The sequence below is a fragment of the Actinophytocola glycyrrhizae genome, from assembly GCF_042653545.1.
GTDB classification, from domain to species: Bacteria; Actinomycetota; Actinomycetes; order Mycobacteriales; family Pseudonocardiaceae; genus Actinophytocola; species Actinophytocola glycyrrhizae.
This window is the reverse complement of sequence record NZ_JBHSIS010000003.1, coordinates 697949-718400: the sequence shown is the minus strand read 5'-3', so window position 1 is coordinate 718400 and position 20452 is coordinate 697949. Positions and strand designations below refer to the sequence as shown.

General features: G+C 72.1%; 19 protein-coding genes. 15 read left to right on the top strand and 4 right to left on the bottom strand.

From position 1 onward, the window contains the following. Window positions 1-21: 21 nt before the first annotated feature. Complete coding sequence (locus ACFPCV_RS09505) at window positions 22-885, bottom strand: sugar phosphate isomerase/epimerase family protein (RefSeq protein WP_378055675.1); 864 nt, start codon at window positions 883-885, stop codon at window positions 22-24. A 146-nt stretch (window positions 886-1031) separates the two neighbouring features. Between ACFPCV_RS09505 and ACFPCV_RS09500 the strand changes: the two genes are divergently transcribed. The 6 genes from ACFPCV_RS09500 to ACFPCV_RS09475 all read left to right on the top strand — a co-directional run bounded on the left by ACFPCV_RS09500 (window position 1032) and on the right by ACFPCV_RS09475 (window position 6756). Beyond that, the gene (locus tag ACFPCV_RS09500) at window positions 1032-1409 is read left to right on the top strand and encodes a GntR family transcriptional regulator (protein ID WP_378055674.1); all 378 of its coding nucleotides are present in this window, start codon (window positions 1032-1034) and stop codon (window positions 1407-1409) included. Beyond that, the gene (locus ACFPCV_RS09495) at window positions 1406-2281 is read left to right on the top strand and encodes an ATP-binding cassette domain-containing protein (RefSeq protein ID WP_378055673.1); all 876 of its coding nucleotides are present in this window, start codon (window positions 1406-1408) and stop codon (window positions 2279-2281) included. The genes ACFPCV_RS09500 and ACFPCV_RS09495 overlap by 4 nt, the downstream gene beginning before the upstream one ends. Continuing rightward, on the top strand, window positions 2278-2985 hold the full coding sequence (locus tag ACFPCV_RS09490) for a hypothetical protein (protein ID WP_378055672.1): 708 nt from the start codon (window positions 2278-2280) through the stop codon (window positions 2983-2985). The genes ACFPCV_RS09495 and ACFPCV_RS09490 overlap by 4 nt, the downstream gene beginning before the upstream one ends. A 6-nt stretch (window positions 2986-2991) precedes the next feature. After that, window positions 2992-4176, top strand: coding sequence for an MFS transporter (locus ACFPCV_RS09485; protein ID WP_378055671.1), 1185 nt, complete (start codon window positions 2992-2994; stop codon window positions 4174-4176). Window positions 4177-4217: 41 nt separating this feature from the next. Beyond that, window positions 4218-5237: a M14 family zinc carboxypeptidase gene (locus tag ACFPCV_RS09480; protein WP_378055670.1), complete on the top strand. Its 1020-nt coding sequence runs from the start codon at window positions 4218-4220 to the stop codon at window positions 5235-5237. Between the two features lie 169 nt (window positions 5238-5406). Next, the gene (locus tag ACFPCV_RS09475; RefSeq protein WP_378055669.1) at window positions 5407-6756 is read left to right on the top strand and encodes a lytic transglycosylase domain-containing protein; all 1350 of its coding nucleotides are present in this window, start codon (window positions 5407-5409) and stop codon (window positions 6754-6756) included. Window positions 6757-6934: 178 nt separating this feature from the next. On the opposite strand, the gene ACFPCV_RS09470 is transcribed toward ACFPCV_RS09475, so the two are convergent. Beyond that, window positions 6935-7456, bottom strand: a complete 522-nt coding sequence (locus ACFPCV_RS09470; protein ID WP_378055668.1) for a hypothetical protein — start codon at window positions 7454-7456, stop codon at window positions 6935-6937. Window positions 7457-7589: 133 nt separating this feature from the next. On the opposite strand from ACFPCV_RS09470, the gene ACFPCV_RS09465 reads away from it, so the two are divergent. The 5 genes from ACFPCV_RS09465 (at window position 7590) to ACFPCV_RS09445 (ending at window position 14596) form a co-directional block, all read left to right on the top strand. Then, the gene (locus tag ACFPCV_RS09465) at window positions 7590-8306 is read left to right on the top strand and encodes a response regulator transcription factor (protein ID WP_378055667.1); all 717 of its coding nucleotides are present in this window, start codon (window positions 7590-7592) and stop codon (window positions 8304-8306) included. Next, window positions 8284-9762 (top strand): sensor histidine kinase, encoded by a 1479-nt coding sequence (locus ACFPCV_RS09460; protein ID WP_378055666.1) that lies wholly within the window; start codon window positions 8284-8286, stop codon window positions 9760-9762. The genes ACFPCV_RS09465 and ACFPCV_RS09460 overlap by 23 nt, the downstream gene beginning before the upstream one ends. Window positions 9763-9801: 39 nt before the next feature. Then, entirely contained in the window at window positions 9802-11526 is a 1725-nt protein-coding gene (locus ACFPCV_RS09455) for an ArnT family glycosyltransferase (RefSeq protein ID WP_378055665.1), read from the top strand. 65 nt (window positions 11527-11591) lie between these two features. Beyond that, window positions 11592-12821, top strand: a complete 1230-nt coding sequence (locus ACFPCV_RS09450; protein WP_378055753.1) for a bifunctional glycosyltransferase family 2/GtrA family protein — start codon at window positions 11592-11594, stop codon at window positions 12819-12821. Next, complete coding sequence (locus ACFPCV_RS09445) at window positions 12818-14596, top strand: glycosyltransferase family 39 protein (protein ID WP_378055664.1); 1779 nt, start codon at window positions 12818-12820, stop codon at window positions 14594-14596. The genes ACFPCV_RS09450 and ACFPCV_RS09445 overlap by 4 nt, the downstream gene beginning before the upstream one ends. Window positions 14597-14601: 5 nt before the next feature. Here the strand turns inward: ACFPCV_RS09445 and ACFPCV_RS09440 are convergent, their stop codons facing one another. After that, entirely contained in the window at window positions 14602-15996 is a 1395-nt protein-coding gene (locus ACFPCV_RS09440) for an MFS transporter (protein ID WP_378055663.1), read from the bottom strand. Window positions 15997-16071: 75 nt separating this feature from the next. Here ACFPCV_RS09440 and ACFPCV_RS09435 point away from each other — a divergent pair, with 75 nt between their 5' ends. The 3 genes from ACFPCV_RS09435 to ACFPCV_RS09425 all read left to right on the top strand — a co-directional run bounded on the left by ACFPCV_RS09435 (window position 16072) and on the right by ACFPCV_RS09425 (window position 17998). Next, complete coding sequence (locus ACFPCV_RS09435; protein ID WP_378055662.1) at window positions 16072-16506, top strand: MarR family winged helix-turn-helix transcriptional regulator; 435 nt, start codon at window positions 16072-16074, stop codon at window positions 16504-16506. A 113-nt stretch (window positions 16507-16619) separates the two neighbouring features. Further along, on the top strand, window positions 16620-17255 hold the full coding sequence (locus tag ACFPCV_RS09430; RefSeq protein ID WP_378055661.1) for a TetR/AcrR family transcriptional regulator: 636 nt from the start codon (window positions 16620-16622) through the stop codon (window positions 17253-17255). Further along, window positions 17252-17998 carry a sugar isomerase domain-containing protein gene (locus ACFPCV_RS09425; protein ID WP_378055660.1) on the top strand — a complete coding sequence of 249 codons (747 nt, stop codon included), beginning with the start codon at window positions 17252-17254 and terminating at the stop codon, window positions 17996-17998. Before ACFPCV_RS09430 ends, ACFPCV_RS09425 begins: the two co-directional genes overlap by 4 nt. A gap of 199 nt (window positions 17999-18197) precedes the next feature. On the opposite strand, the gene ACFPCV_RS09420 is transcribed toward ACFPCV_RS09425, so the two are convergent. Continuing rightward, window positions 18198-19127 carry an epimerase gene (locus tag ACFPCV_RS09420; RefSeq protein WP_378055659.1) on the bottom strand — a complete coding sequence of 310 codons (930 nt, stop codon included), beginning with the start codon at window positions 19125-19127 and terminating at the stop codon, window positions 18198-18200. Between the two features lie 113 nt (window positions 19128-19240). On the opposite strand from ACFPCV_RS09420, the gene ACFPCV_RS09415 reads away from it, so the two are divergent. After that, the gene (locus tag ACFPCV_RS09415; RefSeq protein WP_378055658.1) at window positions 19241-20440 is read left to right on the top strand and encodes a dihydrofolate reductase family protein; all 1200 of its coding nucleotides are present in this window, start codon (window positions 19241-19243) and stop codon (window positions 20438-20440) included. Window positions 20441-20452: the final 12 nt, after the last annotated feature.

The following is a 20452-nucleotide window of genomic DNA, read 5'->3' as shown; positions in this document are numbered from 1 at the left end:
CACCGGTGCCCGGGGTGATCGCTAGAACCTAAGCCTGGCAAGCGTTCTGAAGCTGTTGCGGGCCGTGTCGAGCGGAGCGGGCTGGTCGTCGCGCTCCACCAGCCAGTACTTCACGCCGCCGCGGTGCGCGGTCTCGAAGGTCCGCGACCAGTCGATGACGCCGTGGCCGACGTCGGTCCACGAGCCCTGCCCGTCGTGGTCCTTGACGTGCAGCACGGGGAAGCGGTGCGGGTGGTCGAGGAACAGCTGCCTGCCGTCCATGCCCGCCCGGTCGGCCCAGCCGAGGTCGAGCTCGAACCCGACGTGGCGCGGGTCGGTCTCGCCGAACAGGATGTCCGCGAGGCGGGTGCCGTCGACCACGCGGAACTCGGTGTCGTGGTTGTGGTGCAGCACCGGGCCAAGACCCAGTTCACGGGCGGCCTGACCGGCCTCGTCGAGCTGCCGGGCACCCAGCCGCATGCCCTCGACGGTGTACATGCTGCCGGGGAACGACGACAGGACGACCCACCGGACGCCGATCGTCTTCGCGTCGGCGAGCTTGGCGGCCAGGTTCCCGGTGAGGTCACCGTGCCCGATGTGCAGGATCACCGGCTTGAGACCGGCCTCCGCGCACATGTCCCTGATCTCCTCGGCGGGGCGCGGGAACGCGCTCACCCCGACGCACCGGTAACCGATCCCGGCCAGCGCCTTGAGCGTGCCGAGCGGATCGGCCGCGAGGAGGTCGCGGACCGTGTAGAGGTGCATGCCGATGCCGCCGCGCGGGATGCGCCCGCAGCGCCCGCCCGCAGCGAGCGGGTCGGCGGCCGCCGTGCCCGCCATCGATGCTCCCGTCACGCCCGCGCCCAGCAACGCGAGCAGTCTCCGTCTGGTGATCCCGTGGTTCATCCGTGCACTTCCTCGTGGTCACGTTCGCCTCGTATCGCTTCGAAAAGTACCGGAGAAAGCGCTTTCCAACCAGGTCCGTCCCGGTGGCTTGACTTCGCACAGGTTGCGTGGTTCATTAGTGTAGTAACTAACCGACGGACCGGGCGGTGACCGTGAACTTCGACGACCGGAGCCCGATCTACCGGCAGATCGCCGAGCGGATCGAGGCCGAGGTGCTGAGCGGCGCCCTGGCCGGGGACGAGCAGGTGATGTCGACCAACAAGTACGCCGCGTTCCACCGGATCAATCCCGCCACCGTCAACAAGGCCTTCCAGCAGCTGGTCGACGACGGCATCCTCTACAAGCGAAGGGGCATCGGCATGTTCGTGAGCCCGCAGGCGCGGCAGACCTTGCGCACGCGGCGGCGCAAGAGCTTCTTCACCGACGTCTTCGACCCGATGGTCGAGGAGGCCAGGGCCGTCGGCATCGAGCTGTCCGAGCTCGTCGAGCGCATCGACGAGCTGGCACGGGAGGACGAGCGATGACCGACATCGAGGTGCGCGGACTCGGCAGGCGGTTCGGCTCGGTCGCCGCGCTCACCGACGTGACGTTCTCCTTGTCCGGCACCAAGATCTGCGGTCTGCTCGGGCGCAACGGCGCGGGCAAGACGACGCTGCTGTCGATCCTGGCCGGGTTCGAGCGGCAGACCGGCGGCACGGTGCACGTCGACGGCGAGCCGGTGTTCGAGAACGCCGCCGCGGCCGCGAAGGTGTGCCTCGTCCGCGGCGTCGGCGACGCGGTCACCCCGTCGGTGACCGTCGACGACCTGATCGACCACGCCGCACGGCTGCGGACCGGCTGGGACGCCGCGTACGCCGCCGAGCTGCTGGCGATGTTCGAGCTGCCCCGGCACGAGCAGGCCAAGTCGCTCTCCCACGGCAAGCGGTGCGCGCTCGGCGTCACGATCGGCCTGGCGTCCCGCGCCCCGGTGACGATCTTCGACGAGTCCTACCTCGGGCTGGACGCGCCGTCCCGGTACGCCTTCTACGACACGCTGCTGGCCGACGTGCTGGAGCACCCGCGCACGGTGATCGTGTCGACGCACCTGATCGAGGAGGTCGCCTCGCTGTTCGAGGACGTGCTGATCCTCGACCGCGGCAGGCTGCTGCTGCACGAGGAGGCGGACACGTTGCGGGCCGCGGGCTCGGCCGTGACCGGGGAGGCCGCGATCGTGGACTCGTTCACCATCGGGCTCGAGGTGCTCGGCGAGCGGACGCTGGGCCGCACCAAGTCGGCGATGGTGTACGGCCCGCTCGACGACAGGCGCAAGGCGCGGGCCCGCGAGGTCGGCCTCGACCTCGACCCCCTCGCACTGCAGGACCTGTTCGTACACCTGACTTCCGGGGGTGCCCGATGACCGCCCGCCTGCCGCTGCTGCGTGTGCTGCTGACCGCGCACGTGTCGTTCGGGTTCGTACTGTGGCTGCCGCTCATGCTGCTGTCGGCGCTGATCGTCACCGGCATCGGCATCTGGGGCGAGGTCGACCGCAGCATCTGGCACTACCTGGCGACGCAGGCGCCTCGGTGGTTCGCGCTCGGCGTGGGCGTCGACGCGATCAACACCTACCTGCGGCTCAACCTCGCGCACGGCCGCACCCGGCGGGACTTCCTGCGGCAGCTGTGGTCCTACCTCCCGGGCCTGGCCGTGTGCCTCGCCGTGCTGGTGACGGCCGGCTACCAGCTCGAACGCGGCGCGTACGCGCTGCTCGGCTGGGACCACCGGCTCGCGTACCCGAGCGTGTTCGGCGACACGGGCAACGTCCTCGGCATCCTCGGCTCGTTCTCGGTGGTGCTGCTGCTGTGGGCGACCGCCGGTGTGCTGATCGCCGCGGGGTTCACCCGCGGCAGGCTGCTGGGTATCGCGACCGTCCCGTTCGGACTCGTGCTCGTCGCGCCGGGTGAGGTCCTGACCGGATTCAACGGGTCCACGTTGCTGGAGCTGGTGACGCTGACGTCGCCGGTGCTCCCGACCGTCGCGATCTGCCTGGGCCTCGCCGTGCTGGCATGCGCCGCGACGTGGGGAATTGTGCGCGACATCCCGCTGCGGGCGAAGGTAGCCTGACCCCTCGTGATCGACACGATCCGCCTGGTCCGGACCAACCGGCCCTTCGGCGCACTGGCCACGGCCAGGATCGTGTCGCTGACCGGCGACGCGCTCAGCCTCGTCGCGTTGATGCTGCTGGTCGCCGACCGCACGGGGGACGCGCTCGCGGTCGCGTTGCTGTTGCTGGTGGGTGACTTCGCTCCGTCGCTCCTGGGCCCGCTGACCGGTGCGATCAGCGACCGGTTCGACCTGCGGCGCGTGATGCTGGTCGCGGAGGTCGTGCAGGGCGGGCTGGTCCTCGTGATCGCGCTGACGTTGCCACCGCTGCCGCTGTTGCTGGTGCTGGTGGCGTTGCGAGCGGTGGCGGGACAGGTGTTCCTGCCCGCGTCCCGGGCGGCGATGCCCGCGCTCGTGGCCGACGAGGATCTCCCCGCCGCCAACGCGTTGCTGGGGTTCGGCGCCAACGCGGGTGAGGTGCTCGGGCCGCTGCTGGCCGCGGGACTGGTGGGTTTCGTCGGCGTGCCCGGTGTGCTGGTGGTGGACGCGGCGACCTTCGGGCTGTCCGCGTTGCTGCTGCTGGCCGTGCCGTCGCTGCGGCCCGCGCCCGCCGAGGGCGGGTTGCTGGGGTCGGCACGCGAGGGCGTGCGGTTCATCTGGTCGAACAGGGCGGTGCGGGCGATCACACTCGGGTTCTGTGCGGTGGTGGCGTGCAACGGGGTCGACGACGTGGCGTTGGTGTTCCTCGCGCACGACACGTTCGGCGCGGGCGACTCGGCGGTGGCGCTGCTCCTCGCCGCGGTGGGGATCGGGCTGCTCGCCGGGTACACGTTGCTGAGTTCCGCGGGGCGCCGGGTGCCGATGGGGGTGCTGCTGATCGCCGGGTTCGCGGTGAGCAGTGCGGGCAACCTGCTGACCGGGCTGGCATGGGCGGTGGCGGCGGCGTTCACCGTGCAGGCGGTGCGCGGGCTGGGCATCGCGGCGATGGACGTCGCGACGAACACGTTGCTGCCCCGGCTGGTCCCCGCGGCGATGCTGGGCCGGGTGTTCGGGAACCTGTACGGCGCGATCGGGATCGCGGCCGCACTGTCCTATGTGGGCGGAAGCGTGCTGCTGGACCTGACGTCGGCGCCGGTGACGCTGGTCGCGGCCGGTGGCCTCGGCCTGGTGGCGACCATCGCGACCGCGGCCGGGCTGAAGGGCCGCACCTGACGCCCTTGTCACCCACGCCGGTACGTGCGAGTTTGGTTCGCATGCGCTCACGTACCCTGCTCGCGCTGACCGCCGCGACCACGATGGCGCTCGTCTCGCTGACCGCGCCCGCTCAGGCACAGTCCACCGCACCGCTCACCCACACGGTCGACCCCCGGCCGAGCAACGAAGTCCTCGCCGCACAGCTGAAAGACCTCGCGCGCAGGAGTCACGGACGGATCGAGGTCCGCGGCATCGGCGCCACCAACGAGGGCAGGCCGGTCCTGGCCGCGCGCCTCGGGCACGGGCCGGTGCGGATCCAGTTCATCACCCAGCAGCACGGCAACGAACCGCTCGGCACGCCCGCCGCGGTCGAGTTCCTGCGCACCGTCGGGGTGCCGAACACGGTCTGGCACCGGTGGCTGCTCTCGCGGGTCACGCTCGACGTGGTGGTGCGCGCCAACCCGGACGGGCACACCAGGAACTGGCGGTACAACTACGACCCGGACGCCGACCCCGAGTACGGCGAGAAGGGCAAGGGCTACGACATCAACCGGTACCACGACCCGGCCGTGGCACCCGGGGACAACCCGGCGACGGAGGCCGGGCACATCCAGCGCGCGTACGCCGGGTTCCGGCCGCACATCACGATCGACTTCCACATGCAGGGCCGCTACCTCGACGACGACGGCCGCGAGATCACCGCGTCGCTGATGTGGCCGACGCACCCCGGTGTCGCGCCCGCCGCGGTGGACGCGGCCAAGCAGGTGACGGTCGTGGCGCGGCGGACCATCGACCACCTGGCAGGCGGCAACGTCAGCCAGTACCCCGGCGGGGACTACCAGGGCATCGCCCGCAACGCCTACGGCCTGCGCGGCAGCGCGAGCGTGCTGCTGGAGCTGTCCGCGATCGACGACGAGCAGTCGCAGATCCGGGCGGCCTACCTGGTGATGCTGACCGTCAGCCAGACCGCGGCCGACGGCTCGCTGAAGCGGGTCGATCCGGCCCGTGCGGACGCCATCCCGCCACGCGGCGCCCCGGTGGGTGCCGGTGCCGGTGCCACCGTGGAGGCAACTGACTGAGGAGCGTCACCGCCGTCGTGACGCTCCGAGCAGGGCACTGTCACTAATGAGGCTGGCTTGATTACCCGATCGGGTACGTCGTGCCCACGATTGCTGTCTCCCGTGTCGCCCCGGTGCTCTACTGGCTTGGGTTCACCTGTCCACAGGGGAATCGAAGGGGTGGATCGGGGTGCCGAAGAGGAACGCACGGACGATCACGCGGACCGGCGGCGTGCCCCGCCGGGTACGGCGGCCCTCCGCTGGGCTGGCGGCGATCGGCGCGGTGCTCCTGGCGGCGTCGGCGGCCTCCTCGGCCGCACCGGCGATCACCGAGGCACCCGTGGTGAGTGACCGAACGCCGGTGCCCTCGGACGGCGGCACCCATCCCGACCTCACGTTCCCGCTGGTGGAAAGCCATCTGGCGAGCAGCAGGTTCGTCAACGCGCTGCCGCCGTCGGCGACGGGCACCATCCCGGCGACCGTGCTGGCGGCCTACCGGCTGGCGGTGGAGCGGACCAACCTGGTGCAGCCGGACTGCCACCTCCCGGTCGAGCTGCTCGCGGCGATCGGGAAGGTCGAGTCCGGCCACGCCCGCGGCGGCCGGGTGGACGCGACCGGGCGGGCGCTGTCCCCCATCCTCGGCCCGGTGCTCGACGGCGGCCCGTTCGCGGCGATCCACGACACCGACGGCGGCACGCTCGACGAGGACACGTCGTGGGACCGCGCGGTGGGCCCGATGCAGTTCATCCCGGGCACGTGGTCGAAGTGGCGGTCCGACGGCAACGACGACGGCAGGCGCGACCCGCAGAACGTGTACGACGCGAGCCTGGCCGCGGCGCGCTACCTGTGCGCCGCTGACCGCGACCTCGGCACGCCCGAGGGGCTGGACGAGGCGGTGCTGAGCTACAACCACTCGGTCAGCTACCTGGCGCTGGTCCGCTCGTGGATGGCGATCTACCGGGACAACACGTTGTCGGTCGCCGACGTCACCGACGTCTCGTGGCTGCCACCGGAGGCCCCGACCTCGACGAGCGCACCACCGACCAGCTCGCCGTCGCAACCGCCGACCACGGCACCCAGCACACCGCCGACCACGCCACCGTCGACACCTCCTTCGACGCCACCGACCACGCCACCGACCACTCCGCCGCCGACCTTGCCGACGCCGCCATCCGAGCCGACACCGCCGTCCGAGCCAGCGCCGCCATCCGAGCCAGCGCCGCCATCCGAGCCAGCGCCGCCATCCGAGCCAGCGCCGCCATCCGAGCCAGCGCCGCCATCCGAGCCAGCGCCGCCATCCGAGCCGCCACCGCCGTCCGAGCCAGCGCCGCCGTCCGAGCCAGCGCCGCCGTCCGAGCCAGCGCCGCCGTCCGAGCCAGCGCCGCCGTCGGAGCCGTCGGTGGACGCGACCGAGGTGGTACCGGCCGGGCAGTGCGACCTGCCGGACACGGCGGCCGAGGTGGTCGGCGAGCTGGCTGGCGAGCCCCAGGACTGCGTGGTCCCGCCGGAACCGGCCACGACGGAAACCGCGGCGCCCTGACCGAGGGCGGCCGCCGGCCCCCGGAATCCAGCGTAACGGCGGGCACCGACGGAAACGGCGGTCCGCTGCCCGGGCCTGTGGACAACCCGGCACCCTGTGGACAACTCACCCAGCACGGCCCGCCCCTGTCGGTGCGGCGCTCTACGCTGGTTCTCGGGGGCCGGCGGCCGCCCGGGGCTCAGTTGCCGCCGTCCTGGCCGCGGTCGCCGTTCTGGGGCGGGCCGCCGCCGGCGCGGCGCTGGGGCATCGTGCCCATCTCCATGACCGACTCGGCCGTCGCGATGTCGCCGTCGGTGGTGGCGACGATCGTCACCTCGTCGCCCTTCTCGATGCCGTCGGTCAGCTCGGTCCCGTCGTCGATCACGTAGGTCCTCGTGTAGCCGTCCTCGCTCGCCGCGGTGATCGAGTCGTCCGTCAGCTCGGTGATCTCGCCGGTCAGGAACTCGCCGTGGTCGATACCGGACATCCCGCCCATCGGTCCGCCGACGAGCATCGGGCCACCGGTGCGGCCGCCACCGGGGCCGCCCTGTTCCGCGGCGGTCGAGCCGCTCGCGGCGTAGATGGCGACGCCGCCCGCCGCCGCGATGCCGACCGCGATCGCCACCGCGACCGCGATGCGCTTCACCGACCACCGGGTGCGCGGCTGGGCCGGCGGTGGCGGGGCGCCCCACTGAGGTGTCTCTGTCTGTTCCGTACTCATACCGAACAGCGTCCGGGCCGTACCTGTGCGTGACCTGTGCTCGCTGTGGGCAACCGCTGTGACCCTCCCCCGACACAGCGAATCCACAGGTTTCACACAGCGGAACCACACCCTCGCGGGCGACCCTGTTCCTATGCGGAGTGAGCTGCGACGACCGGACGGCCGACCCGTCCGCGTCCTGGTGGTCGACGACGAGGCCGCGCTGGCCGAGCTCGTCACGATGGCGTTGCGCCTGGAGGGCTGGGACATTCGCAGTGCCCCCGACGGTCTCAAGGCGGTCCGCGTGGCCCGCGAGTTCCGGCCGGACGCCGTCGTCCTCGACGTCATGCTGCCCGACGTCGACGGCCTGGAGGTCCTCCGCCGCATGCGGGCCGACCTGCCGACGCTGCCCGTCCTGTTCCTCACCGCGAAGGACGCCGTCGAGGACCGCATCGCGGGCCTCACCGCGGGCGGCGACGACTACGTCACCAAACCGTTCAGCCTCGAGGAGGTCACGCTGCGCCTGCGGGCCCTGCTCCGCCGCACCGGCGTGACCGAGGCGTCGACGGGCGCGTCGCTGGTCGTCGGCGACCTCACCCTCGACGAGGACAGCCGCGAGGTCCACCGCGGCGGCGAGCTGGTCGACCTCACCGCCACCGAGTTCGAGCTGCTGCGGTACCTGATGCGCAACCCGCGCCGGGTGCTGTCGAAGGCGCAGATCCTCGACCGGGTGTGGCACTACGACTTCGGCGGCCAGGCCAACATCGTCGAGCTGTACATCTCCTACCTGCGCAAGAAGATCGACGCCGGCCGCACGCCGATGATCCACACGATGCGGGGCGCGGGCTATGTCCTCAAGCCCGCAGGCTGAGCGGGGCGTGGCGAGCTGGTCGCTGAAGCGGCGGCTCATCTTCGAGCAGATCGTCCTGCTCGCGCTGGTGTGCGTGGTCATCGTGGCCATCTCGGAGATCGCGCTCCGCGCCTTCCTCGTCGACCAGCTCGACGACCGGCTCGAGGACGCCAGCGGCAAGACGGTGATGATCGTCGACAACCATGGCCCCGGCAACCCCCCGCGCCCCGACCTCGAGTTCGAAACCCCACCGAGGCAGGCGACCGGCACCATCAGCGCGCTCTACCTCGGCGACACCACGGCGGGGTGGCAGGAGACGAGCACCAACCAGCCGCGCACCCTGACCGCCGCCGAGGAGGCCGATGTCCGGGCTGTGCTCGCGGACGGCAAACCCCGCACCGCGACCATCGGCGACCTCGGCGAGTACCGGCTGGTCGCCCGCGAACTCCCCAACGGCCTGACGTCGGTGACCGGACTGCCGATGGCCGACGTCAACGACGTCCTGCTCAGCGCCGGGCTGATCATGGGCGGTGTGGCCCTCGCCGGGCTGCTGGCCGCGGCCGTGGCGGGTGCGTTCATCGTCCGGCGGGCGCTGCAGCCCCTGCGCCGGGTCGCGGCCACCGCGGGCCGGGTCGCCGACCTGCCGCTGGACCGGGGCGAGGTGGAGCTGGCGGAACGCGTGCCGAAGCGGTACACCGACCCGAACACCGAGGTCGGCCAGGTGGGGCTGGCGTTCAACCGGATGCTCGGCAACGTGCGGGACGCGCTGACCGCCCGGCAGGAGAGCGAGACCCGCGTCCGCCAGTTCGTCGCCGACGCCAGCCACGAGCTGCGGACCCCGCTGGCCGCCGTCCGCGGGTACGCCGAGCTGATCCGCCGCCGTGACGACGACGTGGCGCCCGAGGTCGCGCACGCGCTCGGCCGCGTCGAGTCCGAGGCGGCCCGCATGACGGCACTCGTCGAGGACCTGCTCCTGCTGGCGCGCCTGGACTCCGGCCGCCCGCTGGAGTTCGCGGCGGTCGACCTCTCGCGGCTGGTCGTGGACGTGGTCAGCGACGCGCAGGTCGCGGGCCGAGGGCAGGTGTGGCGCCTCGACGTGCCGCCCGACCCGGTCACCGTGCCCGGTGACGACGCGCGCCTGCACCAGGTGCTCGCGAACCTGCTGTCCAACGCGCGCACGCACACCCCGCCCGGCACGACCGTCACGATCGGACTGGCCGCGACGGACCAGGTCGCGACGCTGACGGTCACCGACGACGGTCCCGGCATCCCCGGCGACCTGCTGCCCGCGGTGTTCGAGCGGTTCGCGCGCGGTGACTCGTCCCGCTCCCGCGCCGCGGGCAGCACCGGGCTGGGGCTGGCGATCGTCGCGGCGGTCGTGCAGGCCCACCACGGGCACGTAACCGTCGACAGCCGCCACGGGCACACCCGGTTCACCGTGCGGCTTCCCCGGGACACAGCGCACGCACAGGGTTGACCAAGGCGTCACCCAGCGACGCTCGCCAGGTTGGGTCTCATGACCACCCTGGCCCTTTCCGTGCGCCGCACGGCTTTCCGCCCCGTGCTCCCCGTCCTGCTCGCCGCCACCGGCGTGCTGTACCTGTGGGGCCTGGGCGCCTCCGGCTGGGCGAACGCGTACTACTCGGCGGCCGCGCAGGCCGGTGCCACGAGCTGGCAGGCGCTGTTGTTCGGCGCGACCGACGCGGCGGGTGGGATCACCGTCGACAAGACACCCGCGTCGGTGTGGGTGATGGGCCTGTCCGCGCGGATCTTCGGCGTGCACGCGTGGAGCATCCTGGTGCCACAGGCACTGATGGGGGTCGCGACCGTGTGGCTGCTGTACGCGGCGGTGAAACGGGTCGCGGGCGAGGCCGCCGCGCTGCTGGCGGGGATCGTGCTGGCGCTGACCCCGGTCGCGGTGCTGATCTTCCGGTTCAACAACCCGGACGCGCTGCTCGTGCTGCTGCTCACCGCGGGCGCGTACGCGACCGTGCGCGCGATCGACGACGGGCGCGTGCGGTGGCTCGCGCTGGCGGGTGCGTGCGTCGGGTTCGGGTTCCTCACGAAGATGCTGCAGGCGTTCCTGGTGCTGCCCGCGTTCGGGCTGGCGTGGGTGGTCGGCGCGCGGCGCAACCGGTTGCTGGGCCTGGCCGTGGCCGTCGGCGCGCTGGTGGTGAGCGCGGGCTGGTGGGTGCTGCTGGTGACGTTGTGGCCGGCCGCCGACCGGCCCTACATCGGCGGGTCGCAGCACAACTCGGTGCTGGAGCTGACGTTCGGGTACAACGGGTTCGGCCGCCTGACCGGTGACGAGGTCGGCAGCGTGGGCGGCGGCGGCTCCGGTGGCGGGTGGGGACGGCTGTTCGGCGCGGAGATGGCGGGCGGGATCGCGTGGCTGCTGCCCGCGGCCGTGGTGCTGCTGGCCGGCGGTCTGCTGGCGACGTGGCGCCGCGGTCCGATGTGGACGTCGCTGCTGCTGTGGGGCGGGTGGCTCGTGGTCACGGCAGTGGTGTTCAGCCTCATGGACGGGATCATCCACGCCTACTACCCGGTGGCGCTGGCTCCGGCGCTCGCAGGGGTGATCGGGATCGGCGCGGTGGCGTTGTGGCGCACGGGTTCCACCGGGGCCGCGGTGCTGTCCGGCGCGGTGGCGCTGACCGCGTTGGAGACGTACCTGCTGCTGGACTCGCTGGTGCTGCTGGTCCTCGGCCTCGCCGTGGCGGCGTTGCTGCTGCTGGTCGAACAGCACCCGGCGGTGGCGGTGCTCGCGGCGGTCGTGGCGCTCGCGGGACCGGCGGCGTACTCGTCGCAGACGGCGGCGGCGACGCATTCCGGTGCGCTGCCCGCCGCGGGACCGGCGGCGGGCACCACGAACCTCGGCGGCGGCATGGGCGGTCTGCTCGACGCGCCGACGCCCGGCGCGGACCTGGTGGCGTTGCTGCGGGAAAGCGACCGGACGTGGGCCGCCGCGACCGTCGGGTCCAACAACGCGGCCGGCTACCAGCTGGCGTCCGGGAGACCGGTGCTCGCCGTTGGCGGCTTCAACGGCACCGACCCCGCGCCGACGCCGGCACAGTTCCAGGAGTATGTCCACAACGGACAGGTCCGCTACTTCATCGGCGACGGCGGCATGTCCGGCACCGCGACCGGCGGCAGCGACGCCGGTGCGCGGATCGCCGAGTGGGTCGCGGAGAACTACGAGGCACAGCAGGTGTCCGGCGCCACGGTGTACGACCTGTCATGACACGCACAGCGCACGCACAGGCAGGCCACACGGCCGACCCAGCCGGGGAGCCGAGCGTGGTCACCATGACGCTGACCGTGCCCAACCCCACCGACCGGGGAGCCATCGAGACCGACGGCGACACACTGGTGCTCGACGTCGTCGTGCCCGTGTACAACGAGGAACGGGACCTCGCGCCCTGCGTCCGCAGACTGCGGAGACACCTGAAGGCCGGGTTCCCCCACCGCTTCCGGATCACGATCGCGAACAACGCGAGCACCGACGGCACCGCCGCCGTCGCCGACGCACTCGCCGCCGAGTTCGCCGAGGTCAGGGCCGTGCACCTGGCGGAGAAGGGGCGGGGACGAGCGTTGCGCGCGGTGTGGTCCGCGAGCGACGCCGCGGTGCTCGCCTACCTCGACGTCGACCTGTCCACCGACCTCAACGCGCTCCCGCCGCTGGTAGCGCCGCTGCTGTCGGGCCACTCCGACCTCGCGATCGGCTCCCGGCTCGCGCGCGGTGCCCGGGTGGTGCGTGGGCCGAAACGGGAGCTGATCTCCCGTGGCTACAACCTGTTGCTGCGTGGTGCGCTCGCGACCAGGTTCTCCGACGCGCAGTGCGGCTTCAAGGCGATCCGCGCGGACGTGGCGGAGAAGCTGCTGCCGCACGTGGCCGACACCGGCTGGTTCTTCGACACCGAACTGCTCGTGCTCGCGGAGCGGACCGGGCTGCGCATCCACGAGGTGCCGGTCGACTGGGTGGACGACCCGGACAGCCGCGTCGACATCGTGGCGACCGCGGTCGCCGACCTGCTGGGGATCGCCCGCCTGGCACGGGGTTTCGCGACCGGCCGGATCCCGGTGGCTCGCTTGCGCGAGCAGCTCGGCAGGGACGCGCCACCCGCCGGCCTGCTGCGCCAGCTGGTCCGGTTCGCGACCGTCGGCGTGGTGTCCACTCTGGCCTACCTGGTGCTGTTCTCGACGCTGCGCGACGGGATGGGCGCACAGGGCGCGAACCTCGTCGCCCTGGGTGTCACGGCGGTCGGCAACACGGCGGCCAACCGGCGGTACACCTTCGGGGTCCGCGGGCGCGCCGGGGTCGCGCGCCACCAGTTCGAGGGCCTGATCGTGTTCTGCCTCGGGCTGGCGCTGACCGCCGGGTCGCTCGCCGTGCTGCACGGGTTCACCGTGCCCGGCAGGGGCCTTGAGCTGGCCGTGCTCGTCGCCGCCAACCTCGCGGCCACCGTGCTGCGGTTCCTGCTGCTCCGCGGCTGGGTGTTCCACCCGCGCCGCCTCACCGAGAAGAGTGCCTCGTGATCGCGACCGCTTCGCCAGCCACCACCGTGGCCGCGGCCCCCGCGACCGGCAAGCGGCGGCCGTGGGTGCTGCTGTTGCCGGTGGGGACCGCGGTGCTGTACCTGTGGAACCTGACCGCGACCGGCTGGGGGAACAGCTACTACGCGGCCGCGGTCCAGGCCGGTTCCCAGAGCTGGCAGGCGTTGCTGTTCGGCTCGCTCGACGCGGGCAACGTGATCACCGTCGACAAGCCCCCGGCCGCGATGTGGGTGCCGGGCCTGTTCGCACGGGTCTTCGGGTTCTCGCCGTGGACGGTGCTGGTGCCGCAGGCGCTCATGGGCGTGGCGGCGGTGTGGCTGCTGTACGCGGCCGTCCGCAGGACGTCGGGCACCACGGCGGGTGTGCTCGCGGGCACCGGCCTGGCACTGACGCCGGTGGCCGCGCTGATGTTCCGGTACGACCAGCCGGACGCACTGCTGACGCTGCTGCTGGTCGCGGGCGCGTACTGCACGGTGCGCGCGGTGGAGCAGGCGAGCCCCCGGTGGCTGATGCTGGCCGGGGCGACGGTCGGCTTCGCGTTCCTGACCAAGATGCTGCAGGGCTTCCTGACGCTGCCCGCGCTGGCGATCGCGTACCTGGTGGCGGCCCCTACGTCGCTGGGCAGGCGGATCGCGCACCTGGCCATGGCTCTCGGCGCGGTGATCGTGTCGACGGGCTGGTACGTCGCGCTGGTGGCGCTGTGGCCGGCGGACTCGCGGCCCTACATCGCGGGCTCGACGGATGACAGCGTGCTCGAACTGGCACTCGGCTACAACGGCCTCGGCCGGATCTTCGGCGGTGGCGGTGGCGGTGGCGCGGGTGGCGGGAACGTCGGCTTCGGCGGCGCGAGCGGACCGGGCCGGATGTTCGGCGCGGCGTTCGGCGCCGAGGTGTCGTGGCTGCTGCCAGCGGCTCTGATCGGGCTGGTGGCGGGCCTGTGGTTCACCCGAGGGGCCCCGCGCACGGACCGGACCCGCGCGGCGCTCCTGCTGTGGGGTGGCTGGACGATCGTGACCGCCGTGGTGTTCAGCCTGATGAGCGGCATCGTCCACCCGTACTACGCGGTGGCGCTGGCCCCGGCGGTGGCCGCGGTGGCGGCGGTCGCGGGGCGGGAGCTGTGGCGCGGGCGCGCGCACCCACCGGCCCGGTTCGTGCTGGCGGGGATGGTCGCGGTGACCGGGGTGTGGACGTACATCCTGCTGGACCGGTCACCGGACTGGCTGCCGTGGCTACGCTGGGTGATCCTGGCGGCGACGGTGGCGGTGGCGACCGCGCTGGCGGTGGGGGTGCGCGCACGGGCGCTGGGCGTGGCGGCGGTGGTCACCGCGCTGCTGGGCACGGGAGCCTTCACGGTGGCAACGGCGGCCCAGGCCCACTCGGGGTCCATCCCGCTGTCGGGCCCGGCGACCGGCGAGGCGCGGCTCGACATGGGCGGGCAGCCCGTGCCGGCGGAACTGGCGACCCTGCTGGCGGACACGGACACGACGTGGGCCGCCGCGACGACCGGTGGCACCCAGGCCGCGGACCTGTCACTGGCGAGCGGGCGCCCGGTGATCGCGATCGGCGGGTGGAGCGGCGGCGATCCCGCACCCACGCTCGCCGAGTTCCAGCGCTACGTCGCGGACGGTGCGGTCGCCTACTACGTCGGTGGCGGCGGGATGCGCCCCGGCGGCGGCTCGGACATCGACGAGTGGGTGTCGGCCAACTTCGACAGCCGGACCATCGACGGCCAGACGGTGTACGACCTGCGGGGGTGAGCCGGCTACCAGCTGCCCCGGTGGTCCGGGATCGTGAAGATCAGTGGCACCGCCGCCACCAGGAGCACCGAAAGGACCACGAACCCGTGTGCCTGCGTCATGGCCGGATGGGCACTGTTCGCCGCCACGGCCGTCATCACCGAGACGGCGATGATCGAGCCGCTCTGCCGGAACATCCCGCGCAGTCCGGCGATCGACGCGATCTGGTCCGGTGCCAGCTGCAGCCCGGCGTTGTTCGACGCGGGCACCGACACCCCCATCCCGACGCCGGTGATCCCCGCCGCCATCATCAGCCACAGGTAGCCGTTGGTGTTCGGCGGCGGGAACGCCATCAGCGCGAACCCGGTCGTGATCAACACGAAGCCGACCAGCATCGGGAGGCGGCAGCCGAGTTTGCGCAACGTCAGCACGGCCAGCGCCGCCACGCAGATGACACCGGCTCCCCTGGCGGTCAGGACCATCCCCGCAGCCAGGGGATCCAGGTGGAACCGCTCCTCGGCGTACAGCGGCACCAGCGCCCCGAACCCGATCGCGGCGCCGCCGAACAGCAGGTTCAGCACGTTCATCGCGCCGAACCCCTTGCCGCGCAGCAACTGCAGCGGGATGAACGGGGCTCTGGCGCGGAGGGTGTGCCGCACGAACAGGTACGCGAACACCGCGCCGCAGACGACCGGCGCGGCGAACCACGGGCTGGTCAGGCCGTGGTCGAGGTTCGTGAGGCCGTACATGGTGGTCAGCATCAGCAGCGCGAGCAGCAGCAGGCCGCGCACGTCGATGCGTTCAGCCGGTTTGCCCGGGGTCGCGCCGATCAGTTTCCAGCCGAGGACCAGCAGCACCAGGCCGATCGGCACGTTGACGAAGAAGATCGTCCGCCACGACGAGTACGTGACGAAGACGCCGCCGAGGATCGGGCCGAGGATGCCGCCGATGGGGAAGATCGAGGTGAACATCCCCACGGCGCGGTCGCGGGCCGGGCCGTAGTGGTCGGCGATGATGCCGGTGGCGGACGGCATGAACGCGCCGCCACCGAGTGCCTGCACGGCCCGCAGCGCGACCAGCACGTAGATGTTGTTCGCGAACCCGCAGGCCAGCGATGCCGCCGTGAAGATCACGACGGCGGTGAGGAAGACCTTCTTGCGGCCGAAGTGGTCACCCAGTTTGCCCGCCATCGGCATCGCGATGATCTGGCCGAGCGAGTAGATGGTGATCGTCCAGCCACTCCACGTCAGCTCGGCGCCGAGGTCGGACTGGATCGCGTTCAGCCCGGTCGCGACGATCGTCTGGTCCATGGAGGCCATGAACAGGGCGATCGCCACCACGGCGAAGACCACGTGGCGGCGCGGCAGCGGCTCGGAGGGGATGTCCGCCCGGGTGTTTGCTCCTATGCTTCGCATCCCCATGAGAGCCGAGAATACTTGCTTGCTGGCAAGCAACCAAGTGTTTGTGACCAACCAGACCTGACCGGGAGCCGGTAAGTGGATGCCGAGAACGTGACCCGACTGCGCCGGGTCATCGGGCGGCTGGCGCGGCTGCTCAACGCCGCGCCGGTCAGCGAGAACCTGACCCCCACGCAGGCCTCCGTGCTCGGCATCGTCGCGCACCGCGGCCCGATCGGCATGACCGAGCTTGCCGACATCGAGGGCCTCAACCCGACGATGCTGTCCCGTGTGGTGGCCAAGCTCGTCGACGACGGCCTCGCGACCCGGCTGCCCAACCCCGCCGACCAGCGGGCGGTGCAGATCGCGACCACCGACGCCGGCCAGGACGTGCACCTGCGGATCATCAAGTCCCGCACGGAAACGGTGGCGCGGATCCTCGACGGACTGTCGCCGGACGTCACCGACGCCCTGCTCGACGCGCTCCCCGCGCTGGAGGCCCTCGCCGAAGGGCTCCGGACCACGAAGAACTGAGAGATACCGGCCTGCTTGCACGTTTGTCGGCGAGCTGACCTCGTTGTCCTGCCTGGTCGAGTGCCAGTAGCCTGACCGGTGGCACTGGTGGCTTTGAGGGCGAGGGGAATCGGATGCCGCGAACCGAGGCGGTGGCACGGCGCACGTACGGCGGCCGGACGGCCGCCGACCGGCGGGCCGAGCGACGCGGGCGGTTACTGGAGGCCGGGCTGCAGCTGTTCGGCACCGAGGGCTACGCGGCGACGTCGATCGAGAAGCTCTGCACCCACGCCGGGGTGTCCACGCGCAACTTCTACGAGGAGTTCAACTCCCGCGAGGACCTGCTGATCGCGCTGCACTCGCGCGCCAACGAGCAGTCCTACCGGGCGGTCAACGCCGCCTTCGCCGAGGCGACCGACGCCGCACTCGCCGAGCGGTTCGAGCTGGCCGTGCGCACGTTCATCAACAACATGGCCAGCGACCCGCGCTGGGCACGCCTCGCGTACGTCGAGATGATCGGCGTCAGCGACAAGGTCGAGAAGCACCGCATGGCGTGGCGCAAGCGGTGGTGGGACTTCATGGTCGCCGAGGCGGACCGCGCGGTGCTGCGCGGCGAGGCGAAGGCGCGGGACTTCACCCTGCCCGCGCTCGCGGTGATCGCCTCGGTCAACGAGCTGGTGCACCACTACTCAGTGAACCGGGGAAGGATCACGTTGGACGAGGTCATCGCCGAAGTCGTGCGGTTCGCGGTCGCGGCGGTGACGGCATGACGGTCTCCGCTTCCGCCTCTGCCGCCGCACTGCTGGAGCGCCTCACCGAGGTGGCGGGGACCGACGTGACCCCCGCCGCCGAGCTGCTGGCGGCCTCGGTGCGCGACAACGGCGTGATCCAGGCGTTCGGCACCGGCCACTCGCAGGGCACCGCGCTGGAGATCGCGGGCCGAGCGGGCGGGCTGGTCCCCACGAACCGCATCGCACTGTCGGACCTCGTGCAGTTCGGCGGCGAGGACCCCGCGGTGCTCGCCGACCCGATGCTCGAGCGCAGCGCCGACGTCGTGTCGCGCCTGTACGAGCTGGCGGCGCCGCACCCGCAGGACGTGTTCGTGATCGCGTCCAGCTCCGGGGTGAACTCGTCGGTCGTGGAGATGGCGCACCTCGCGACCACCAACGGCCACAAGCTCGTCGTGATCACCTCGCTGCTGCACAGCAGCCAGGTCCCCGCGCGCCACGAGTCAGGCAAACGCCTTTCCGACTTCGCCGACGTGACGCTGGACAACCGCGCACCGTTCGGCGACACGCTGCTTCCGTTGCCGGACGGCACTTCCGTCGGTGGCGTGTCGTCGCTGACCGCGGGCCTGCTCGCGCAGATGCTGGTGGCGGACACGGTCCGGCTGCTGCTCGAGTCGGGCACCGAGCCGCCGGTGTACGTGTCGAACAACGTGCCGGGCGGCTACGAACGCAACATCAAGCTCGAAGCGCTGTACGAGGGCCGCATCCGCCGCACGGCGGGCTAGGGCGTGTGCAGGTCCGGCCGGTGGCCCGGTTTGCTTCGGTGCCGTCAATGGGCCATTCAGGACGCCCAGCGCCCTGAACGCGCCTTTCAGGGCATCGCCACGCAGGCCAGGCCGAGGCCCTCGCGCTCCACGTCCCACAGCACCGCGGGGAGGCGGGTGGCCTCCTCGACGGCTCCGCCCGCGGCGGCCTCATGGAGGTTCACGCGCCGATCCTATGCCGTGCCAACAGGTCCCGGGCCGCTTGTGGCCACGTCGGGTGGCCGAACGTGAAACCGGCGGCCAGCAACCGGGTCGGCACCACGCGGCGGCTCTTCAACAGCAACTCGGTGTCCGAGCGCACGGCCAGCGCGCCAAGCTCCGCCATCCACCTCGTCGCGGGCAGTCCGACCGGCATCCCGCACGCGGCGCGGAGCACGCGCATGAAGTCCCGCTGCGGCAACGGTTCCGGCGCGGCGAGGTTCACCGGGCCGGACAGCTCGTGGGTCAGCAGGAACTCCACCGCCCGCACGAAGTCCTCCTCGTGCAGCCACGACACGTACTGCGCACCACCGGCCACCGGGCCGCCGAGGCCCGCCCGGGCCATGCCGCGCAGCACCGTGAACGCACCACCCCGTTCCCGGCTCATCACGATCGCCGTGCGCAGTGCGACCTTGCGGGTCGCGGGGGTCTCGGCCGCCGCCTGCACCGCCTCCCAGCGCCTTGCGATCTCGACGCTGTACGCCCAGTAGCCGGGCACGTCCGGTTCCGCGCCGCCGATGACGCCCGTGTGCTCGTCGTTCGGCGCGTCGAAGCGGTGGGCGTAGATCGTCGCGGTGCTCATCTGGAGCCAGACCTTCGGCGGCCGGGCCGCCGCGGCGATCGCCGCGCCGACGACCCGGGCCGAGTCGACCCGCGACGCCATCATCTCCCGCAGGTTCTCCTCGGTGTACCGGCAGCTCACGCTCCTGCCCGCGAGGTTGACCACCGCGTCCGCGCCGTCCACCTCGGCCGCCCACGGGCCGAGCGTCCTGCCGTCCCACCGCACCCCGCCGCGCCTGCCGAGGACGACCACCTCGTGCCCGGCGGCGGCCAGCGCCCGGCACAGGAAGGTGCCGATGTGCCCGGACCCGCCGGGAACCACGATCTTCATGCCCCGCCCCTCACTTTGAACGTGTTCAAAAACGAGGGTACGCGCCGTCGGGGACAGACGGGCCGTGTTCTGGGCTACACCGGTGCGCACCGGGGCCGCCCGCCTGAGGTGGCATGTCCCACTGGAAGAGTCCGAAGTGGCCGTTCGTCGACGCGCTCGTTGCCAGGAACCGGGCGGTGGTCCTGGGCCCCGACAGTTCCGGCGGGGTGTCCGCCGTCCGGTACGTTGCGCTGACCTCACCAGAGAAAGATTTGTCCGGCAGGATAGGCGACACCATGTATGTGCTGCTCAGCTGCGCGATCTCGCTCGACGGGTACCTCGACGACACCTCCGGCGAGCGGCTCGTGCTCTCCAACGCCGCCGACCTCGACCGGGTGGACGCCGAACGCGCGGGGGTCGACGCGATCCTCGTGGGCGCGGGCACGGTCCGCAACGACAACCCGAGGCTCTCGGTGCGCTCACCCGCCCGCCGGGCCGCGCGGGAGGCGGCCGGGAAGCCGGCGACACCGCTGAAGGTCGTGCTGTCGAACGGGGACCTGCCACAGGACGCGGCGTTCCGCGCCGACGGCGAGTCGCTCGTCACCGGCGGGTCCGTCGACGAGGTCCTCGCGCGGCTGGCGGCACGCGGGGTGACGCGGCTGATGGTCGAGGGCGGCGGCCGGGTGCTGACGGCGTTCCTCGCCTCTGGCCGGGTCGACGAGCTGCAGCTGGTGATCGCGCCGTTCTTCGTCGGCGACCGCGCGGCACCCCGGTTCGTCCACGATGGCCGGTTCAGGTGGCACAAGGACCACCGGGCGACACTGGCGGCCGTCGAACCGATCGGGAACGTGGTGCTGCACAGGTACCTGCTCGGCGAGTCCGCTGTGGACGGTCACTGGCTTGCCCACGCGGTCGCGCTCTCGCGCCGGTGCCCGCCCTCGACCACCGCGTTCAGCGTCGGCGCGGTGATCGTCGACGCGGCGGGAGAACGGATCGCGTGGGGTTTCTCCCGCGAGACCGACGAGACCGTGCACGCCGAGGAGTCCGCGCTCGCCAAGCTCGCCGCCGACGACCCGCGCCTGGCGGGTGCGACCATCTACAGCTCGATGGAACCGTGCAGTACCCGCAAGTCCCGGCCGCTGTCGTGCACCAGGCTGATCCTCGACGCCGGTGTCCGCCGGGTGGTCTTCGCCTACCGGGAACCGTCGACCTTCGTGGTCGGCGAGGGCGCGGAACAGCTCGCGGCGGCGGGGGTGACGGTCGTCGAGCGACCGGAGCTGGTGGCCGAGGTCCGCGAGGTCAACGCAACGCAGCTCGCGCCGCCCGGGCGGTGAACACCCGGACGG

What these genes read in the sequence shown, in the direction of transcription:
- ACFPCV_RS09440 (WP_378055663.1), bottom strand. Translation starts at nt 15,996, where the DNA reads ATGGGGATGCGAAGCATAGGAGCAAACACCCGGGCGGACATCCCCTCC.
- ACFPCV_RS09430 (WP_378055661.1), top strand. Translation starts at nt 16,620, where the DNA reads ATGCCGCGAACCGAGGCGGTGGCACGGCGCACGTACGGCGGCCGGACG.
- ACFPCV_RS09495 (WP_378055673.1), top strand. Translation starts at nt 1,406, where the DNA reads ATGACCGACATCGAGGTGCGCGGACTCGGCAGGCGGTTCGGCTCGGTC.
- ACFPCV_RS09450 (WP_378055753.1), top strand. Translation starts at nt 11,592, where the DNA reads ATGACGCTGACCGTGCCCAACCCCACCGACCGGGGAGCCATCGAGACC.
- ACFPCV_RS09460 (WP_378055666.1), top strand. Translation starts at nt 8,284, where the DNA reads ATGTCCTCAAGCCCGCAGGCTGAGCGGGGCGTGGCGAGCTGGTCGCTG.
- ACFPCV_RS09465 (WP_378055667.1), top strand. Translation starts at nt 7,590, where the DNA reads ATGCGGAGTGAGCTGCGACGACCGGACGGCCGACCCGTCCGCGTCCTG.
- ACFPCV_RS09505 (WP_378055675.1), bottom strand. Translation starts at nt 885, where the DNA reads ATGAACCACGGGATCACCAGACGGAGACTGCTCGCGTTGCTGGGCGCG.
- ACFPCV_RS09425 (WP_378055660.1), top strand. Translation starts at nt 17,252, where the DNA reads ATGACGGTCTCCGCTTCCGCCTCTGCCGCCGCACTGCTGGAGCGCCTC.
- ACFPCV_RS09415 (WP_378055658.1), top strand. Translation starts at nt 19,241, where the DNA reads ATGTCCCACTGGAAGAGTCCGAAGTGGCCGTTCGTCGACGCGCTCGTT.
- ACFPCV_RS09480 (WP_378055670.1), top strand. Translation starts at nt 4,218, where the DNA reads ATGCGCTCACGTACCCTGCTCGCGCTGACCGCCGCGACCACGATGGCG.
- ACFPCV_RS09490 (WP_378055672.1), top strand. Translation starts at nt 2,278, where the DNA reads ATGACCGCCCGCCTGCCGCTGCTGCGTGTGCTGCTGACCGCGCACGTG.
- ACFPCV_RS09420 (WP_378055659.1), bottom strand. Translation starts at nt 19,127, where the DNA reads ATGAAGATCGTGGTTCCCGGCGGGTCCGGGCACATCGGCACCTTCCTG.
- ACFPCV_RS09455 (WP_378055665.1), top strand. Translation starts at nt 9,802, where the DNA reads ATGACCACCCTGGCCCTTTCCGTGCGCCGCACGGCTTTCCGCCCCGTG.
- ACFPCV_RS09470 (WP_378055668.1), bottom strand. Translation starts at nt 7,456, where the DNA reads ATGAGTACGGAACAGACAGAGACACCTCAGTGGGGCGCCCCGCCACCG.